The following is a 16,417-nucleotide window of genomic DNA, read 5'->3' as shown; positions in this document are numbered from 1 at the left end:
GTTGCCGGGCGCTTCATTCTGGGCTTCGTGGTCTGCCGCATTCAGGTCGACAGGTGCACGAGCGATTGCGCGTCGGCCTCCTCCCTCTTGAGAATTCCGGCGGAGCGTCCCTGGCGCATCACCAGGATGCGGTCGGACATGCCGAGAACCTCGTCTATCTCGGACGAGATCATGATGACGGTGCCGCCTTCGGCGGCGAAGTCGCAGATGATGCGATAGATTTCGCGCTTGGCGCCGACATCGACGCCGCGCGTCGGCTCGTCGAGCAGCAGCACCTTCGGCTTGCGCAGGAACCACTTGCCGAGCACGACTTTCTGTTGATTGCCGCCAGAAAGGCCGGAGACGGACATGCTGTCGCGCGCCGCCTTGATGCCGAAGCGCGTGATCATATCCTGGCTGGCGCTGGCTTCCGCCCGGCGGTCCATCGAGAAATGCGGGCTCATTTCCGGTAAGCTTGCAAGGCAGATATTGTTGCGCACGCTGTCGATGAGATTGAGACCGGTCAGCTTGCGGTCTTCCGTGACGAAGGCGATGCCGTGCTGCATGGCTTCGGCCGGCTTGCGCACGACGATCGGGCTTCCGGCAAGCTTGATCTGGCCGCTTGTAACGGCATCGACGCCGAAGATGCAGTTGAAGATCTCGGTCCGGCCCGATCCCATCAGGCCGTAAATGCCGAAGATCTCGCCCTTGTGGGCGGTGAAGGAAATGTCGTTGACCTTTCCTTGCGCCGTCAGGCCGGCGACTTCCAGTCCGGGCGCTGCCGTCGGCACATTCGTCTTGACGTACTCCTCGCCAAGCTCGCGGCCGACGATCATGCGGATGAGGCCGGGCCGGTCGATATCGGCAAGCGCACCGCTGCCGACATAGGAACCGTCGCGGAAGGCCGTGTAGGAATCGGCGATCTGGAAGATTTCCGACAGCCGGTGCGAGACATAAACGACGCCCTTGCCCTCGGCTTTCAGCCGCTCGATGGTCGCAAACAGCTGTTGCGCTTCCTTTTCGCCGATGGCCGAGGTGGGCTCGTCCATGAAGATCACTTCGGCATCGTGGCTGAGTGCCTTGGCGATCTCCACCAGCTGAACCTGCGCGACCGAAAGGTTCATCATGAATTGCGTGGCGCGGATGTTGAACTGAAGCCGATCGAGCAGCGCCTGTGCATTGCGGTTCATCGTCTTGAAGTCGATGCCGCCGAAGCGCGCCGACGGCTCGCGACCGAGATAGATGTTCTCGGCAACGGTCATGTGCGGGATGGGGCTGAGTTCCTGTTCGATGATGGCGATGCCTGCCGCGAGCGCCTCGGCGGGGCTGGCGTAGTCCACTTCCACGCCGCGGCGGCGAATGGAACCGGCATCGCGCTTGTGTATGCCCATCAGGATCTTGAGGAAAGTCGATTTGCCCGCGCCATTGCCGCCGCACAAGGCATGGACGGAACCGGGGCGCAACTGAAAGCGTCCGTCGCGCAATGCGGCGACGCCGCCAAAGGACTTCTTCAGCCCCTCTACTTCAAGCAGAAATTCCACTTTCCCCTCCGCACTCCCGATGCTGGAAAAAACGTTCGGCGACAATGACGATCGATGTCCGGCACCAACGTTGACAATATTCGGATCGCTTTCGACAAATGTCAATATGGAGATATGCAAATCGTCAAGTCGCGATATTTTCGGGCGGGACCGAGGGAGAGGGTTTTAGATATTCCTCTTTAGGTAATTCAAATAAGCATGTTGTTTTTATTGATAATTTAATCGAATCTTTTTGCTTCATGTTCAATGAGGTCGACATGGGCAGCGCATATTTTGAGGAGTGTTCTCATTTGCCGAAGCCGCCAGGAGCATGCCGACCGCCCTCGGAAATAGGCGGCAAAATCGCTGGCGGGCAGGGGGCGCCGGCAATGCGCGCCTTCGCACTGGATGCGCGATCCTGATTACTTTCCAAGCGCATTATGCTAATGTGTCATCATATTATGACTTGTCGCAGCCTGCGCGATTGATGCTGGGCGGCTGAATCGAGGATCGGAAATGACGATAAATGCCGGAGGGCGGCAACGGTTGGCGCAAAAAGTCATCGACCAGTTGCGCGAGCAAATCGAGACCGGCAAGTTGCAGGCGGGCGACCGGCTTCCGACGGAGCCGCAGCTGGAAGCCGCATTCGAGGTTAGTCGGACGGTGGTGCGCGAGGCGATTGCCGATTTGCGCGCCGCAGGTCTGGTGACGCCGGTTCAAGGCAAGGGTGTTTTCGTTTCCGCCATGCCGGCGCCGTCCAGCCCGGTGCTGACCCCGGTCGAGATCAAAAGCATCCCCGAGACGCTGGAATTGCTGGAGTTTCGAATGGCGACGGAAGGCGAGGCGGCGGCGATTGCAGCCTATCGCAGAACGGCCGAGCAGGAAGCGGCGATCGCCGCCGCCAATCGAAAGATGGCGATGCTGATAGAGCAGGGGCTGCCGACCATCGAGGCTGATTATGAGTTTCACATGGCCGTCGCAGTCGCCACCAACAACCGCTTCTATGTCGACGTTCTCCGGCATTTCGGCTCCCGCACGATCCCGCGCGGGCAGTTTCCGACCTTGCCGGAGGCCAGTGACCGCGCTTATCTGCAGAAGGTTCATGCCGAACATGCCGAGATCCTGGCCGGCATAGCCGATCAGGACGCGGAGAGAGCGCGGCAGGCGATGCGCGCACACATGATGGCGAGCCAGCGGCGCTATCGCCTACTGGCTGAGCTGCAGCCGCAATAGCGCTCGACTCGCGGCCAAAGTCATATTATGTCATATGATGACTTTGGCCTTGGAGATGCCGCGGGTGTATTTGGGAACGCAGGTCGAGGCGCGGGACGACGATGACTATCGGGTTTTCGCGCAACTGGGAGTGAAACATATCTGCGCCGACCCTCCGGGCAGGCCGGATAGCTGGACGCTCTGCGATCTCGAGCGCCATCGCGACAAGGTCGAGGGCTTCGGGTTGATGCTGGATATGATCCAGCTTCCCCTGCCGTCCCAGCCGATCGAGAAAGCCTCCTATCCCGATATCCTGCTTGCCGGGCCTGATCGCGACCGCCAGATCGACGCCGTGTGCAAGCTTATCGAGAATGCAGCCGTCGCCGGCATACCCGCAGTGAAATACAACCTCAATCTGATCGGCATTCCCCGTACGCCGGACGAGCGGGGGCGGGGCGGTTCGCTGAATGCGAGCTTCCGTTGGGACAAGGTGGACCGTCAAGCCGCACCCGGCCTTGCGGGCGTTTTGCCGGAAGACGAAAACTGGGAGAGAATCGATTATTTTCTGGAGCGGGTCGTGCCGGTGGCCGAGAGAAATCGCGTCCGCCTCGCCTGTCATCCGCACGATCCGTATACGCCGCCCGGATATCGCGGCGTCACGCGGGTACTCGGTTCGGTGGACGGTTTGAAGAAGTTCGTGCTGATGCGCGAAAGCCCCTATCACGGCCTGAACTTCTGCCAGGGATCGATCGGCGAGATGCTCGACAATCCGCGCGAGGAGATCGACGATATCATCCGCTGGTTCGGCACGCGCGGCAAGATCTTCAATGTGCATTTCCGCAATATCCGGGGCGGCAAGCTGTCGTTCATGGAGACCTTCCCCGAGGAAGGAGACATGGACATGGTGCGCTCCGCCCGAATCTATAAGGAGGTCGGCTACCAATACATGCTGATGCCCGACCATGTGCCTGTCATCAGCGGCCGCGATCCGGCCGGCGTCGCCTTCGCCTTCTGTTACGGCTACATCGCCGCTCTCCTCCAGACCCTCGATCAAACCTGAACCTATACTGCCCGATCGATCAGAAACAGGATGTCCTCATGAACCCGAATGAATTGAAAAAGGCGGTCGGCAGCGGTCTGCTATCGTTTCCCGTCACGCATTTCGATCAGGATCTCGCCTTCGATGAGACGAAGTATCGGAGCCACATCGAATGGCTGGCGAGTTATGGCGCGGCTGTCCTTTTTGCAGCCGGCGGCACCGGCGAGTTTTTCTCCCTCAATCCCGCCGAAATTCCCCAGGTCGTTCGTGCCGCAAAGGCATCGGCGGGCAATACGCCGATCATCTCGGGAACCGGTTACGGCACATCGCTTGCCATAGACATCGCCAGATCGGCCGAAAAGGCCGGTGCCGATGGTTTGCTGCTGCTGCCACCCTATCTTATGTTTGCCGAGCAGGCGGGTCTGATCGCCCATGTCAGGGCGGTCTGCCGGTCCGTCGATATCGGCGTCATCGTCTACAATCGAGACAATGCCATCCTCAGCGCCGAAAGCCTGGCCTGGCTTGCCGACGAATGTCCCAACCTCATCGGTTACAAGGATGGGGTCGGCGATGTCGACAAGGTCATCGAAATCACCACGACCCTCAAGGACCGCCTAGTCTATGTCGGCGGCATGCCGACACACGAAGTCTATGCCCAGGCCTACTTTGCCGCGGGTGTGACTACCTATTCCTCGGCTGTTTTCAATTTCGTTCCGGCGCTGGCGCAGCGTTTCTACACGGCGCTCCGCACGCAAGACCAGATGACGGTGGATCACCTGCTCAGGAGTTTTTTCTTTCCGCTGGTCATGCTGCGCAACCGCAGGAAAGGCTATGCCGTTTCGATCATCAAAGCGGGCCTGCGCGTTCTCGGCAAGGATCCGGGACCTGTAAGGCCGCCGCTGATCGACCTTACCTCGGAGGAGATGGTCGTCCTTGAAAAGATCATCGCGGCCGCCGGATAATATCTGCTAGAGAACGCGCCTGATCGCCGGCAAAGCCGGCTCAAGTGCGGACAAGGTAAGGTGACGCGTGAACCAGACTTCTTTCGACACACGGGCCCGTACATTCGTCTATGTTTCCGCCGCCACGGCCGGGACGATCGACATCTATGCCATGAATATGGCGACCGGTGCGCTGACGCCGGAATCGAGCCTCGACGTGGGGCAGGCCGTCATGCCGATGGCCGTCAGTCCGGACAGGAGATATCTCTATGCCGTCATCCGGTCGCAGCCGTATCGGGTGCTGTCGCTGGCGATCGACGACAGGACCGGCCAGCTCACGCAGGAAGCATCCGCCGCTCTGCCCGATAGCATGGCCTATGTTTCCACCGATCCGTCGGGCAGGCTTTTGCTCACCGCCTCCTATGGCGGCAACAAGATCGCCGTGTTGCCGGTAGACGGCGATGGACGCGTCACGGCGGAGGCAAGTCAGGTGATTCCGACCGGGCGTAACGCCCATTCGATCGTCTGCGACGGCACCGGCAAATATGTCTTCGTTACGAATCTCGGTTCCGATGCCGTGCAGCAATTTGCCATCGACTTCGAGACCGCGAGCCTGAAACCGAATGATCCGGCACAGGTGTCGACAGGCCCGGGTTTCGGTCCGCGTCATATCGTTGTTTCGCCGGACAACAGATCCGCATACGTCCTGACGGAACTGACCGGCCACGTCGTCCACTATGCTCTCGATGCCGCCAAGGGCACGTTGAGCGAGATCGAATGCGTTGCGTCCGTTCCCGAAGATGCCGGATTGTCGCCGGGCACGCCGCCAGCGCTGTCAGCAGCAAATCATGGGGATGACGGCAAGCCGAAGATCTGGGCCGCGGATATCGGCATCACGCCGAACGGCAAGTTCCTCTATACGACGGAGCGAACCACCAGCCGGATCACCCTGTTTCATGTCTCGCAGCATGATGGGACGCTGGCTTATGTCACGAATTATGAGACCGAGCGGCAGCCTCGCGGGATCCGTATCGATCCATCGGGCCGGTTTCTCGTCGCATCCGGCGAGAAGTCCGACAGGCTATCGGTCTATACCATCGATCAAACGGACGGTGCTCTCATGCCGGTCGGCCGATATCCGGTCAATGCCGGCGCGAACTGGATCGAGATCGTGACATTTGCCTGAAGGAGTAAACGGCCGCGCGGCCGATCGCGCATCATCTCTGGCCGGCGTTCCCGGTAAGGGACTGCGGCAGTCGCGCAATCAGGCTTTCAACCTCCGAAGCGGGAAGGGGCTTGGCAAACAGAAAACCCTGAAACATTTCGCAACCGGCCTGTTCGAGGAAGTGCGCCTGCTCTTCGGTTTCCACGCCTTCGGCAACGACTTCCAGTGCCAGGGTCCGGCCCAGCGATACGATGGCGGAGGTAATCGCCATATCGCCGGGCTTGTCGGGAATCTCGGCGATGAAGGAACGGTCGATTTTCAGGCGCGAAAGCGGGAAGCGCCTGAGCGTACTGAGACTTGAATAGCCCGTGCCGAAATCATCGATCGCCAGGCTCACGCCGAGCATCTTCAATTCGTTCATGCGCTCGATCGCTCCCTCGACATCGCGCATGATCAGGCTCTCCGTCAGTTCAAGTTCGAGCCATTGCGGATCGAGATCCGCAGACCGCAGCGCCGATGCGACCTGATCCGTCAGTGAACTTTCCAGGAACTGCCGTGCCGACACGTTTACCGCGATACGCAGCGACGGCAGACCTTGCTCCTGCCAGGCTCGCGCCTGACGACAGGCTTTTTGCAAAACCTTCTCGCCGATTGCGACGATCAACCCGGTTTCCTCGGCCAAAGGGATGAAGGTGCCGGGCGGCAGCAGGCCCTCGGTCGGATGCTGCCATCGCACGAGCGCCTCGACCCCGATCACTTTGCCGGTGCGAATGTCCTTTTGCGGCTGGTAATGGAGCACGAATTCATCGCGTTCGACGGCGTGCCGCAGTTCTTCGATGCGGGTGAGCTTGTTGCGCGCATCCTCGGCCATGGCCGGCGAGAACATTTGAATGCCGTTACGCCCGGATTCCTTGACGCGGTAAAGTGCCGTGTCGGCATTGGCGAATAGCTCGGAGGCCGTAGCGCCGTGCCCGGCGGCACATGCCACGCCAATGCTGCATGTTACCCGGATCGCTACGCCGGCAATGGTCAAAGGCTCCGATATGGCATCGAGGATGGTCTTCAACCTGTCGTAGACGGCATCGTGGCTCTGCTCCAGAACGAGAATGAACTCATCTCCCCCGATCCTCGACACGAGACCGTCGTCTCCGATGCAAGCCGATATCCTCTGAGCGACCACCGTCAACAATTCGTCGCCGGCGACGTGCCCGAGATTGTCGTTGACCAGCTTGAAATTATCCAGATCGACAAAGGCAACGGCCAGAGACCTCCCCTCCGTCGAGGCGACTTCCAACAGACTGCCGAGCTTGCGGTTAAGGAGCGCGCGGTTCGGCAGGCCCGTCAGTGCGTCATGTTCGGCAAGATAAGCGATACGGGCGATGTCGCGATGGCGGTCGATGGCAATTCCGACCGTCTGCGCGATGCCGGCAAGGAATTCCGTAAGACCGGTTTCGTCGTCCACGGCCCTTGCGACCACCAGCGTCCCATGCCTGCCGCCATCCCGCGAGGAAATGGGGAATTCCCAAACCTCGTCAGCAATCGGTGCCGGCTGCCCGTCATCGAGAACAAAGTTGATCGGGCTTCCGTTGAGCAGTCGCTCAAGCAGGGCTCGGGCTTCATGGAGAAACAAGTCGAGGTCCACGCCTCGCGCCACATCCTGCAAAAGCTTTGTCTGCGCACTCATCAACTCTTCCGCCCGCTTGCGAGCGGATATATCGCGAGAGGCGCCGACAACGCCGATAATGCTGCCGTTTCTGTCGCGCAGCGGCACGCGAGACATCATGAGCCAGCCTTCGCCCCTCAGGCGCCGTTCCTCCACGCCGAGGTCCGCTTCGCCGGTTTCCATGACGCGTCTTTCGACTTCCTCGATCTTGTGGGCGTCGGCCATCGGATGGATTTCCGCGTCGGTGAGGCCAATCAGCTCGTCGACATGCGTGAAGCCGTTGTTGAGGACGATGGCCCGGTTCGCAAAGAGAAAACGGCTGTCCCTATCCTTCGCGTAGATGAAGTCCGGCACATAGTTGATCATCGCCTCCAGCCACTCATAGCGCTCGGCGAGGGACTGATATTGAGCCTGAAGCCGTTCGAGCATATCCCGGAGCTGCCGGTCGTCGCTCTTTTCTTTCCCGCGCGCTGACTTCGGCGATCTATCCGGCTGCTGTGTCATCTACATTCTCTCACTCGGGGCGCGGACGTATCGGCAGGCAGTTATGCAATCATGACAGCGTATGGAGTATTCTGGCCCACCTGGGCCGGCATGCACGATTCTATCCGACGGTCGGCGGCGCAGTCTGGTCCACTCATATGGATGTTATCTTATAATATAATCTATAAATATTCGCTCAATCGTTGCGGGAAGATCGCCGCTGCCTTCCGGAAATCAGCCAGCGGCAGCTGCCTTCCCTTTCGGCGTCGTTACATTCGTAACATTTCTCCCTGACAGATAGAACCGGGAACGACGCGACCCCGCGCCTTGGCCGGAAGGGCAGGCGTCTTGCAAGGGGAGGGTAAAACCAGCTACCAAGGGCCGGGGTAGTGGAAATTCAGGATTCGCAAGGAATAAATCAGCATGCGTGTTGGCAAAGGCGCGGCGACCGGCAATCTCGTGATTGCCGGCATGCTTTTGATGCTCCTCGGCGATTTCCTCTTTTCGTTGAACGATGCCATGGCCAAATGGCTGGTTGCGAGTTTCTCCGTCGGGCAGCTCCTCGTGATCCGCTCGATCGGCTCCTTCATTATCCTCGCACCCATGATCGCGCGACAGGGCAGCGATGCGCTCTTTCACGTCGAGCGGCCGCCGCTACAGTTTTTGCGCGTCGTCATGGCGACCTTCGATGTCGGCCTTTTTTATGCCGCCGTCGCCTACCTGCCGCTTGCCGATGTCATGACCTTCTACATGGCCGGTCCCATTTACGTCGCGGCGATCTCGCATTTCTTCCTCGGCGAGAGGATCGGCTGGCGGCGCTGGCTCGCCGTTTTCGTCGGCTTCATCGGCGTGTTGATCGCGCTCAGGCCTTCGGCGGCGATGTTCTCCTGGCCTTCGCTTTTCGGCCTTGGCGGCAGTTTCGCATTCGCTCTCACGCTTGCGCTCGGCCGGCGGCTGCGCCAGACGACAGATGCAACGCTCGTTGCCTGGCAGACGGTAGGCGCTCTCGCCACCGGATTGGTTCTCAGCATCGGCAACTGGCGTTCGACATCGCCACTCGATTTCGTGGCCATGCTGGCGCTGGGCGTCGTTGCCGGCAGTGCCCACCTGTTGATCACCCGATCTTTAAAGCTTGCGCCGGCATCGCTGTTGGCCCCGCTGCAATACAGCCTGCTCGTCTGGGCAATCGCCCTGGGTTTCATTTTCTTCGGCGATATTCCGGATGCCCAGATCATCGTCGGATCCGTCATCATCGTGCTCGCCGGGCTTTTCATCTTCCACCGGAAGAATCTGGTCGACACGATCCCCAAAGAGGCCGTCGCGCGCGACGGGCATTGAGGCAATCGCCGGATCGGATAGGCTGGCCGCCGCCGCTACTATTATCGCCTCGGGGCGGATGGGGGAGCGGCCGGATTGATGCATTGATCTGATCGGCATGTCGCGCTTCATCCTTGAACGCACCCGGCTACACGAGATGTCAAAGCCGGATAGGGCTGCGACGCTGCTGGCCAGTTAGAAACGCGCCACTGGCACTGCCGATCAGCGCCCGAGCATGCGGCTGGTCCGGGTTGCAAGCGTGGTCGGGCGCGGATGGGACGCGCCCCTTCGGCTTCAGCTTCGAGACTATGCCCACACCCGTTCATTCCGCCGCTTCCATTCGAGCCAGCGCCTTCTGCCGTTTCGCAATCACCTCCGGATCATTCATGAAATCCGTTCTCGGACCTGGCTTGCGGCCACGCTTCTGGTAACCGTTGCTCTGGCTGCCATCCGGTATCCCAAACATATGGTCCGTCTGCCCCGTGCGGCGAGGGCCGCTCTTGCTCCGTTGCTGTTCTCGTCCAGCCTGCATCTCGGCCACGATCGACAGCACGTCGTCCAGACGCTTGTTCTCGACGACTCCCGGCCGATGGACCGACCGCAACTTGTCGAAGGTTCTGTAGGGCAGGGCAAAGCTCTCGTGCATGATCTCGAGGCGACCGTCCGGATAATCGCAGACGATAACCTTCTTACCTGCCAGGGGTCTGGAAACGTCGGTCGGATCGAGGATGAACAGCACCTTGTCGTAACGCAGCGTCAGAGATTGCGACAACGTGCGAACTTCCTTGCGGCACATGGCGCCATCGAGGTTCTCATGGTCGGCCAACGGCCGGTGCATGTCCTTCGGGTTACGCGGCGGCTTGCCGAAACGCGCGTTGAAATCTGCAATGAACTCAGGCGCATAGACATTGGCAGCTTCGATCGTATCGATGCCGCGAAGTCGCATCTCCTTGACAAGCCGATCCTGCAATGTCTGGTTGGCGCGCTCCACGCGACCCTTTGCCTGCGGGGTGTTGGCACAGATGATGTCGATATTGAGTTCATAGAGAGCCCGTCCGAACTGCGTCAGGCCGCTTGTCCGGTCTGTCTCCGACGCATGGAGCGAGCGGAAAACGCCGTGCTTGTCGCTGTAGAAGGCCAGCGGCTTGCCCCATTGCTGCAGATAGGCCTTCGTCGCGTGCAGATAGTCGAATGTATTCTCCGATCCGGCAAAGCGTAGATGTAAAAGCTTGCCGGTGGCGTCGTCGATATAGACGAGCAGAGCGCATTTGGGGCCGCGGTTCTCGAACCACCAGTGATGCGACCCATCGATCTGCACCAGTTCGCCAAGGCAGTCGCGCCGGCCGCGTGGCTGGAAAACCCGTTTCCTGCGTTCCCGACGCGAGAGCCAGATGCCAGCCTCGGTCATCCATTGCCGTAGCGTCTCCTTGGCAACAGAAATCCGGTGCAGCTCGATCAGCTTCTCGCGCGCCAACGTCGGACCGAAATCCAGATAGCGCTCCCGGATCAGATCCAGCGCCGCATTGCGGAAATCCTCGCTATGGCGCCGATTGCTCGGCCGCGATCGCTTCTTCGAAACAAGACCCGCCGGACCATCTTGATCATAGGCCTGCAGCAGTCTGTGGACCTGACTTCGACTGAGGTTGAGCCGTTCGGCAGCCTGGACAACGCTCAGGCGCTCGTCACGGATCTTCTGGATGACTTCGAGGCGATGCAACTCTTTCGGCGACATGGTGATCAAACAGGACATGACGACTCCGACCGCTCATGGTCTCAACCAGGCTGAAGGTCGTCATCCTTGCTCCCAACGTTGGCTTTGACCAGTGCATCGAGAGGCAAGACTGTCGCATCTCTAACTGGCCCAACTGTCGCATTACTAAATAGCCGCTACACGAGATAATCAGATAATCTATCTTATGGAACTTATATCTCTACCAGCTTCGCGCGATGAACTGCCTTATATACCTGTCTGGTGCGAGTTACGGAATAGTCTCAGCGGTCGCGGGAGCATCGTTTGCGCTCACCAGCAATTTGTCGATCCTGCGGCCGTCGAGATCCACGACTTCGAAGCGCCAGCCGCCTTTCTCGAAGCTTTCGCCCACGTCCGGAAGATGGCGCAGTTCCTGCAGGACAAAGCCTGCGACAGTCTGGTAGTCGCGATCGCCTTCGATCTGGAGGTTCATGAAGTCGGCGAACTCGTCGATGGGCATCCAGCCGGATACGAGATAGCTGCCGTCGTGACGACGGACGATCGCCTGTTCGCCGTCGGCATCTGCTTCCTGCTGAACCGCGCCCAGGATGGCCTCCAGAATATCGCCCGAAGTGATGACGCCCTCGAAGTGACCGTACTCGTCGTAGACGAGCACCATATGCGAGAAAGAGCGGCGCAACGCCTTCACTATATCCAGCGCACTCGTCAGATCCGACACGATCGGGACCTGCTTGGCCAGCGCCAGAATGTCGACATGGCCGGTGGAGGCCAGCACATCGAAGAAATCCCGCGTCGTCAGCACGCCGACGATCTCGTCGGAACTATCCTTGCGCAATGGCAGCCGCGCTTTTTGGGTGCGGCGAAGCTGCGCGCAGACATCTTCGAAACTGTCCTCGATATCGATGACTTCCACGTCACGACGCGGTGTCATCAGCGCCCGGGCATTTCGGTCGGCCAGGCGCATCACGCCGGAAATCATCGCCTGCTCTTCTGTTGCGATGACGCCGGCACTCTGCGCCTCCGCAAGAACGGTTTTGATTTCCTCGTCGCTGACCCCGTCTCCGGCCTTGCCGGATTGGCCGAGCGCGCTCAGGACCAGGCGTCCCGAAAGATCCAGCAGCCAGACGAGCGGCGCGGCCGCACGCGACAGAAACACCATGGCCGGCGCCACCTTGCTCGCCACCGTTTCAGGGGCGCGAAGCGCGACCTGCTTCGGCACCAGTTCGCCAATGATCAGCGAGAGATAGGTAATGGCGACGACGACCGAACCGACGCCGATGGCATCGGCGGCCGCAACCGAGAGACCCTGTGCGGCAAGCCAGCCCGACAGGCGCGCGCCGAGTGTGGCGCCTGAGAAAGCGCCGGATAGAACGCCGACGAGGGTGATGCCGATCTGCACGGTCGAGAGGAAGCGGCCCGGCTCCTCCGCAAGCCTTATCGCCATGGCCGCCCCCCTGCTTCCCTGGTCCGAAAGCACTTTCAGGCGCGCGGGCCGGGATGACACGATGGCCAATTCCGACATTGCGAGTACGCCGTTCAGGAGGGTAAGAACGATGACGATTGAAATTTCGAGAAGCAAAGTCGGCCCTTTTTCGTTTCGGCAGAAAGATAGGTGGCGAGGGGCGCAAAAACCAGCATTGTCCAGCATTTCATCGACATGATTTCCATGACGCCGCCATCAAGGACGGTTCGCTGAACCTAGCGCAAGGCCGGCAGGACATCCGCTGCGATTTCCTCCATGATCTCGCTGGCTGGCCTGCCCTGCGCGATGAGGTTGAAGGCGACATGATGAATGCCTGCGTCGCGCATTGCCGACAGGGCCTCGATCAGCCCTCGCCGGCCGGTTCTGCCACCGAGATTGATCTCCTCGTATGCCGCTTCCGGCCGAGCGAGCAGTTCCAGAACCATGGACTGGCCGAAGCCGCGGAAATCCGCGGTAACTTTTGCCTGGGCATTGTGCCAGAGCGCCAATCGATCCTTCTGGACCGACAGCGGCCGGTAATAGGTCATCCAGGCCGTTGCGTTCCGGGCGATCCATTCGAGGGATTGCGACGATGACCCCACGGCAACCATCGGAACCGAGGTTTTCAGGCGAGGTCTGATGGCGAACTCGCTGCGCACGCGGCCGTTTTCGTCGATTACCTGCTGATCCTGGCGAAGAGCGGCGGCGAGGCGATGCCAATGCGATTGAAAGAGCATCTTGCGGTTCTCGACATCCTCTCCGAACATCGCGTACTCCGTCGGTCTGTCGCCCGAACCGAGACCGAGGACGAACCGCCCTTTTGACAAGGATGCGATCGAGAGGGCTGCCTTGGCGATGTGAAGCGGATGCCGCAGAGGCAGCACGATGCCACCCGTCGCCAGCGCAATGCCGGATGTGACGGCAGCCAGAGCACCGAGGAAGACCCATGGATCGGCGTGCCCGACGGGGTCGGGATAGCTGTCGCTATTAAGGGGAACATCCCTCACCCACAAGGCGTCGAAACCCAACCTGTTCGCCTGGGCCGCAATGGCGAGCTGTGTATCGAACTGCATGTCGGCCGACGTTCTCGTCTGCGCCGGCAGGACTATGCCGAATGAAAGCCGTTCTGGTTGAAAAAGCACGCTGAGCCCTGAAATCTATTGCCTGGGCAAGGAGATAAGGCGGCTTGCCTTCGAGAAAAAGGGGTGACGTGGCGTTGCATGGCGAGAGCACGATCTATCGACGGCATAGCCCGCCCCGTGAGGCGGACTATGATGGCACAAGCGATCAGCTCGCGCTCATGCACTGCTTTACAAAATCGCGCAAAGCCTTCTTTTCGAGACCCTTGCCGACGCCCTGGTCGTGGCAGGTCTTGCGCTTCGCCAGAACCGGATATTTCTGCTGCAGGCAGCTTGTGACCGAATCCTTGCGCTTTTGCCCCTTCAGGCCCTGCCCCGTCGCATCTTGCCGGCAGGCCTGCCGCGCCGTCTTGATGTCGTCCTTCGACGGCATGGTCGAAGAAGGCGCAGAAGCGGACGGGGTCGCTGCCGGCACGGGCGTTGTCGTCGTTGCGGGTGCCGTCGTCTGTGCAAAGACCACGGTTGCCGAAGACAGGGCGAAGAGAGCGGCGGCGGCCGCACTTAGCAGCTTGCTGGTCATGGGCATATCCTTTTGCCTGAAGGCCATTCATGTTCATGCCGCCGGCCTCAGTATGAGGTCGGCGTCCTTCTTGAACGGTGGCTCGAGGATTTTCCGTCGCTTTGACTGCCAATAAATTTCCGGCTGTCTTTAGTACAGCACGACGCTTCTGATGCTTTCGCCTGAGTGCATGAGTTCGAAGCCCTTGTTGATGTCTTCGAGCGGCATGGTGTGGGTGATCATCGGGTCGATCTGGATCTTGCCCTCCATGTACCAGTCGACGATCCTGGGAACGTCAGTGCGGCCGCGCGCGCCGCCGAAGGCCGTGCCCATCCATGAGCGGCCCGTCACCAGCTGGAACGGCCGCGTCGAAATCTCCTGGCCGGCGCCGGCAACGCCGATGACCACGGACTTGCCCCAGCCGCGATGCGAAGCCTCCAGCGCCTGGCGCATGACCCTGGTGTTGCCGGTGCAGTCGAACGTATAGTCCGCCCCGCCGATCTGGTCGGCGCCGCGCTTCGTCATGTTGACGAGGTAGGGCACGATGTCGTCGCCGACCTCCTTCGGATTGACGAAATGCGTCATGCCGAAGCGCTCGCCCCAGGCCTTCTTGTCGTTGTTGAGATCGACGCCGATGATCATGTCGGCGCCGGCAAGCTTCAGGCCCTGGATGACGTTGAGACCGATGCCGCCGAGACCGAAGACGATCGCCGTCGCTCCCATCTCCACCTTGGCGGTGTTGACGACCGCGCCGATGCCCGTCGTCACGCCGCAGCCGATGTAGCAGATCTTGTCGAAGGGGGCGTCGGGATTGACCTTGGCAACGGCGATCTCCGGCAGCACCGTGAAGTTGGCGAAGGTCGAGCAGCCCATATAGTGATGGATCCTGTCCTTGCCGATGGAAAAGCGCGAGGTGCCGTCCGGCATCAGGCCCTGGCCCTGAGTCGAGCGGATCGCCGTGCACAGGTTGGTCTTGCGCGACAGACACGAGGGGCACTCGCGGCATTCGGGCGTATAAAGCGGAATGACGTGATCGCCCTTCTTCACCGAGGTCACGCCCGGACCGACATCGACGACGATGCCGGCGCCCTCATGGCCGAGGATGGCGGGGAAGAGACCTTCCGGATCGGCGCCCGACAGCGTGAAATCGTCGGTGTGGCAGATGCCCGTCGCCTTCACCTCGATCAGCACCTCGCCCGCCCGAGGGCCCTCAAGCTGCACTGTCATCACTTCGAGCGGTTTGCCGGCCTGTACGGCAACAGCGGCGCGAACGTCCATGGAAATCTCTCCAAAATCAATAGTATGTGGACAATATCTCGTTTGATTTGTCAGCTTGCTGTCTTCGACCACAAATCGCGTATTTCCTGCCTCATGAGCAGGGATTCCAGCCATCGGTCGGTGGTATCTTCGCCGTCCCTTCCGGTGATCGCATAGGGCTTCGGCCCGAGCTCGCAAGTAAAGGCGAGTGTAGCGTCCCTGTCGGCTCGCTTCCTCCAGCTCCGGAAGCCGTACTCCCACCAGCCGAGGAAAAGATCGACCCAGGGCCTGTGATGCGGGAACGAAATCTCGATCTGCACCTGTTCGCGCGAGGCGACGCGGCCGTGAAAGGCCCATGAGCTGTCCAGTATCCGCTGAATAAGCGCATGATTTTCATCGGATACCGGCCAGGCGAATTCCCGCCCGACAAGGAAGTGGGAGATATCGCCGAGCAAGCGCAGGTCCGGCAGCCGATCGAGCAAATCGAGCGTGAAGAACAGGTCCGTCGTCATCCGGTCGCGATGCGTCTCGATCCAGACGTCGACGCCGGCCTCCTCCGCCAGCCGTTGCCAGCCTTCCAGCAATGGAATGCAGTCCTCCAGCCGCCGCAACCGCACGTCCGGCTGCAGACAGATATGGTGGACATTGTATTCGGCGGCGACCTCGAGCACGGGCTTCAGGTCGTCCACGGTCCTGGGGAAGCATTGACCTTCGGCCTGCAGGCCATGCTGCTTGAGCAGGCCCGCGACACGGGCGACGGCCTTGCGATCGTACCAATGGGTGCTGATGCCGTCGAAGCCGGCGGCCGCGATCTTTTCGATATTGTCTTCCAGAGAGAGTTCCGGATATCGAGCGCTGCGTCGCTCCATGGCCCAGAGCGACTGGAATATGAGCAGGTTTTGCATAGTTCCTCCCGTACCTGTGGGCTGCTCAGATCATGAATCCGATGCCTTTGCCAGTCGGCGTGGTGATGGGTTTTGATCATGCGTGCGTTTCATTGCAAGGCCGATGTATTCGCAGCCCGAGGCGG

Annotated in this window: 13 protein-coding genes; 5 read left to right on the top strand and 8 right to left on the bottom strand. The window is 60.3% G+C overall.

Annotated features, from left to right (window positions below; genetic code table 11):
• Positions 1-41: 41 nt before the first annotated feature.
• Entirely contained in the window at positions 42-1,520 is a 1,479-nt protein-coding gene (locus tag ACJJVH_RS23505; RefSeq protein WP_113423847.1) for a sugar ABC transporter ATP-binding protein, read from the bottom strand.
• 495 nt (positions 1,521-2,015) lie between these two features.
• On the opposite strand from ACJJVH_RS23505, the gene ACJJVH_RS23500 reads away from it, so the two are divergent.
• From ACJJVH_RS23500 to ACJJVH_RS23485, 4 genes are all read left to right on the top strand, one after another.
• Positions 2,016-2,732 (top strand): FadR/GntR family transcriptional regulator, encoded by a 717-nt coding sequence (locus ACJJVH_RS23500; RefSeq protein WP_112802091.1) that lies wholly within the window; start codon positions 2,016-2,018, stop codon positions 2,730-2,732.
• Between the two features lie 64 nt (positions 2,733-2,796).
• Positions 2,797-3,771: a mannonate dehydratase gene (locus ACJJVH_RS23495; protein WP_412065295.1), complete on the top strand. Its 975-nt coding sequence runs from the start codon at positions 2,797-2,799 to the stop codon at positions 3,769-3,771.
• Positions 3,772-3,809: 38 nt separating this feature from the next.
• The gene (kdgD, locus tag ACJJVH_RS23490) at positions 3,810-4,712 is read left to right on the top strand and encodes a 5-dehydro-4-deoxyglucarate dehydratase (protein ID WP_112801887.1); all 903 of its coding nucleotides are present in this window, start codon (positions 3,810-3,812) and stop codon (positions 4,710-4,712) included.
• A 67-nt stretch (positions 4,713-4,779) separates the two neighbouring features.
• A complete protein-coding gene (locus ACJJVH_RS23485; RefSeq protein WP_412065294.1) occupies positions 4,780-5,877 on the top strand; it encodes a lactonase family protein in 1,098 nt (365 codons plus the stop codon).
• 31 nt (positions 5,878-5,908) lie between these two features.
• On the opposite strand, the gene ACJJVH_RS23480 is transcribed toward ACJJVH_RS23485, so the two are convergent.
• The gene (locus ACJJVH_RS23480; protein WP_412065293.1) at positions 5,909-7,948 is read right to left on the bottom strand and encodes a putative bifunctional diguanylate cyclase/phosphodiesterase; all 2,040 of its coding nucleotides are present in this window, start codon (positions 7,946-7,948) and stop codon (positions 5,909-5,911) included.
• Positions 7,949-8,425: 477 nt separating this feature from the next.
• Between ACJJVH_RS23480 and ACJJVH_RS23475 the strand changes: the two genes are divergently transcribed.
• On the top strand, positions 8,426-9,340 hold the full coding sequence (locus ACJJVH_RS23475) for a DMT family transporter (protein ID WP_112801883.1): 915 nt from the start codon (positions 8,426-8,428) through the stop codon (positions 9,338-9,340).
• A gap of 301 nt (positions 9,341-9,641) precedes the next feature.
• Here the strand turns inward: ACJJVH_RS23475 and ACJJVH_RS23470 are convergent, their stop codons facing one another.
• The 6 genes from ACJJVH_RS23470 to ACJJVH_RS23445 form a co-directional block, all read right to left on the bottom strand.
• The gene (locus ACJJVH_RS23470; protein ID WP_113436991.1) at positions 9,642-11,069 is read right to left on the bottom strand and encodes an ISNCY family transposase; all 1,428 of its coding nucleotides are present in this window, start codon (positions 11,067-11,069) and stop codon (positions 9,642-9,644) included.
• A gap of 229 nt (positions 11,070-11,298) precedes the next feature.
• Positions 11,299-12,609, bottom strand: a complete 1,311-nt coding sequence (locus ACJJVH_RS23465) for a hemolysin family protein (RefSeq protein WP_112804335.1) — start codon at positions 12,607-12,609, stop codon at positions 11,299-11,301.
• A 119-nt stretch (positions 12,610-12,728) separates the two neighbouring features.
• On the bottom strand, positions 12,729-13,634 hold the full coding sequence (locus tag ACJJVH_RS23460) for a TIGR03571 family LLM class oxidoreductase (RefSeq protein ID WP_412065292.1): 906 nt from the start codon (positions 13,632-13,634) through the stop codon (positions 12,729-12,731).
• Positions 13,635-13,779: 145 nt separating this feature from the next.
• Positions 13,780-14,151: a PsiF family protein gene (locus ACJJVH_RS23455; protein ID WP_412065291.1), complete on the bottom strand. Its 372-nt coding sequence runs from the start codon at positions 14,149-14,151 to the stop codon at positions 13,780-13,782.
• Between the two features lie 129 nt (positions 14,152-14,280).
• The gene (locus tag ACJJVH_RS23450; RefSeq protein WP_113394397.1) at positions 14,281-15,408 is read right to left on the bottom strand and encodes an S-(hydroxymethyl)glutathione dehydrogenase/class III alcohol dehydrogenase; all 1,128 of its coding nucleotides are present in this window, start codon (positions 15,406-15,408) and stop codon (positions 14,281-14,283) included.
• A gap of 50 nt (positions 15,409-15,458) precedes the next feature.
• Positions 15,459-16,292, bottom strand: a complete 834-nt coding sequence (locus ACJJVH_RS23445; protein ID WP_113357586.1) for a sugar phosphate isomerase/epimerase family protein — start codon at positions 16,290-16,292, stop codon at positions 15,459-15,461.
• Positions 16,293-16,417 lie beyond the last annotated feature (125 nt).

This window comes from Rhizobium sp. SYY.PMSO (assembly GCF_046840415.1).
GTDB lineage: Bacteria > Pseudomonadota > Alphaproteobacteria > Rhizobiales > Rhizobiaceae > Rhizobium.
This window is presented reverse-complemented; position numbering and strand designations above follow the sequence as displayed.

Bases quoted from the DNA above. Each gene is read 5' to 3' on its own strand.
- ACJJVH_RS23450 (WP_113394397.1), bottom strand. From the start codon at position 15,408: ATGGACGTTCGCGCCGCTGTTGCCGTACAGGCCGGCAAACCGCTCGAA.
- ACJJVH_RS23500 (WP_112802091.1), top strand. From the start codon at position 2,016: ATGACGATAAATGCCGGAGGGCGGCAACGGTTGGCGCAAAAAGTCATC.
- kdgD (WP_112801887.1), top strand. From the start codon at position 3,810: ATGAACCCGAATGAATTGAAAAAGGCGGTCGGCAGCGGTCTGCTATCG.
- ACJJVH_RS23480 (WP_412065293.1), bottom strand. From the start codon at position 7,948: ATGCTCGAACGGCTTCAGGCTCAATATCAGTCCCTCGCCGAGCGCTAT.
- ACJJVH_RS23445 (WP_113357586.1), bottom strand. From the start codon at position 16,292: ATGCAAAACCTGCTCATATTCCAGTCGCTCTGGGCCATGGAGCGACGC.
- ACJJVH_RS23455 (WP_412065291.1), bottom strand. From the start codon at position 14,151: ATGACCAGCAAGCTGCTAAGTGCGGCCGCCGCCGCTCTCTTCGCCCTG.
- ACJJVH_RS23470 (WP_113436991.1), bottom strand. From the start codon at position 11,069: ATGTCCTGTTTGATCACCATGTCGCCGAAAGAGTTGCATCGCCTCGAA.
- ACJJVH_RS23475 (WP_112801883.1), top strand. From the start codon at position 8,426: ATGCGTGTTGGCAAAGGCGCGGCGACCGGCAATCTCGTGATTGCCGGC.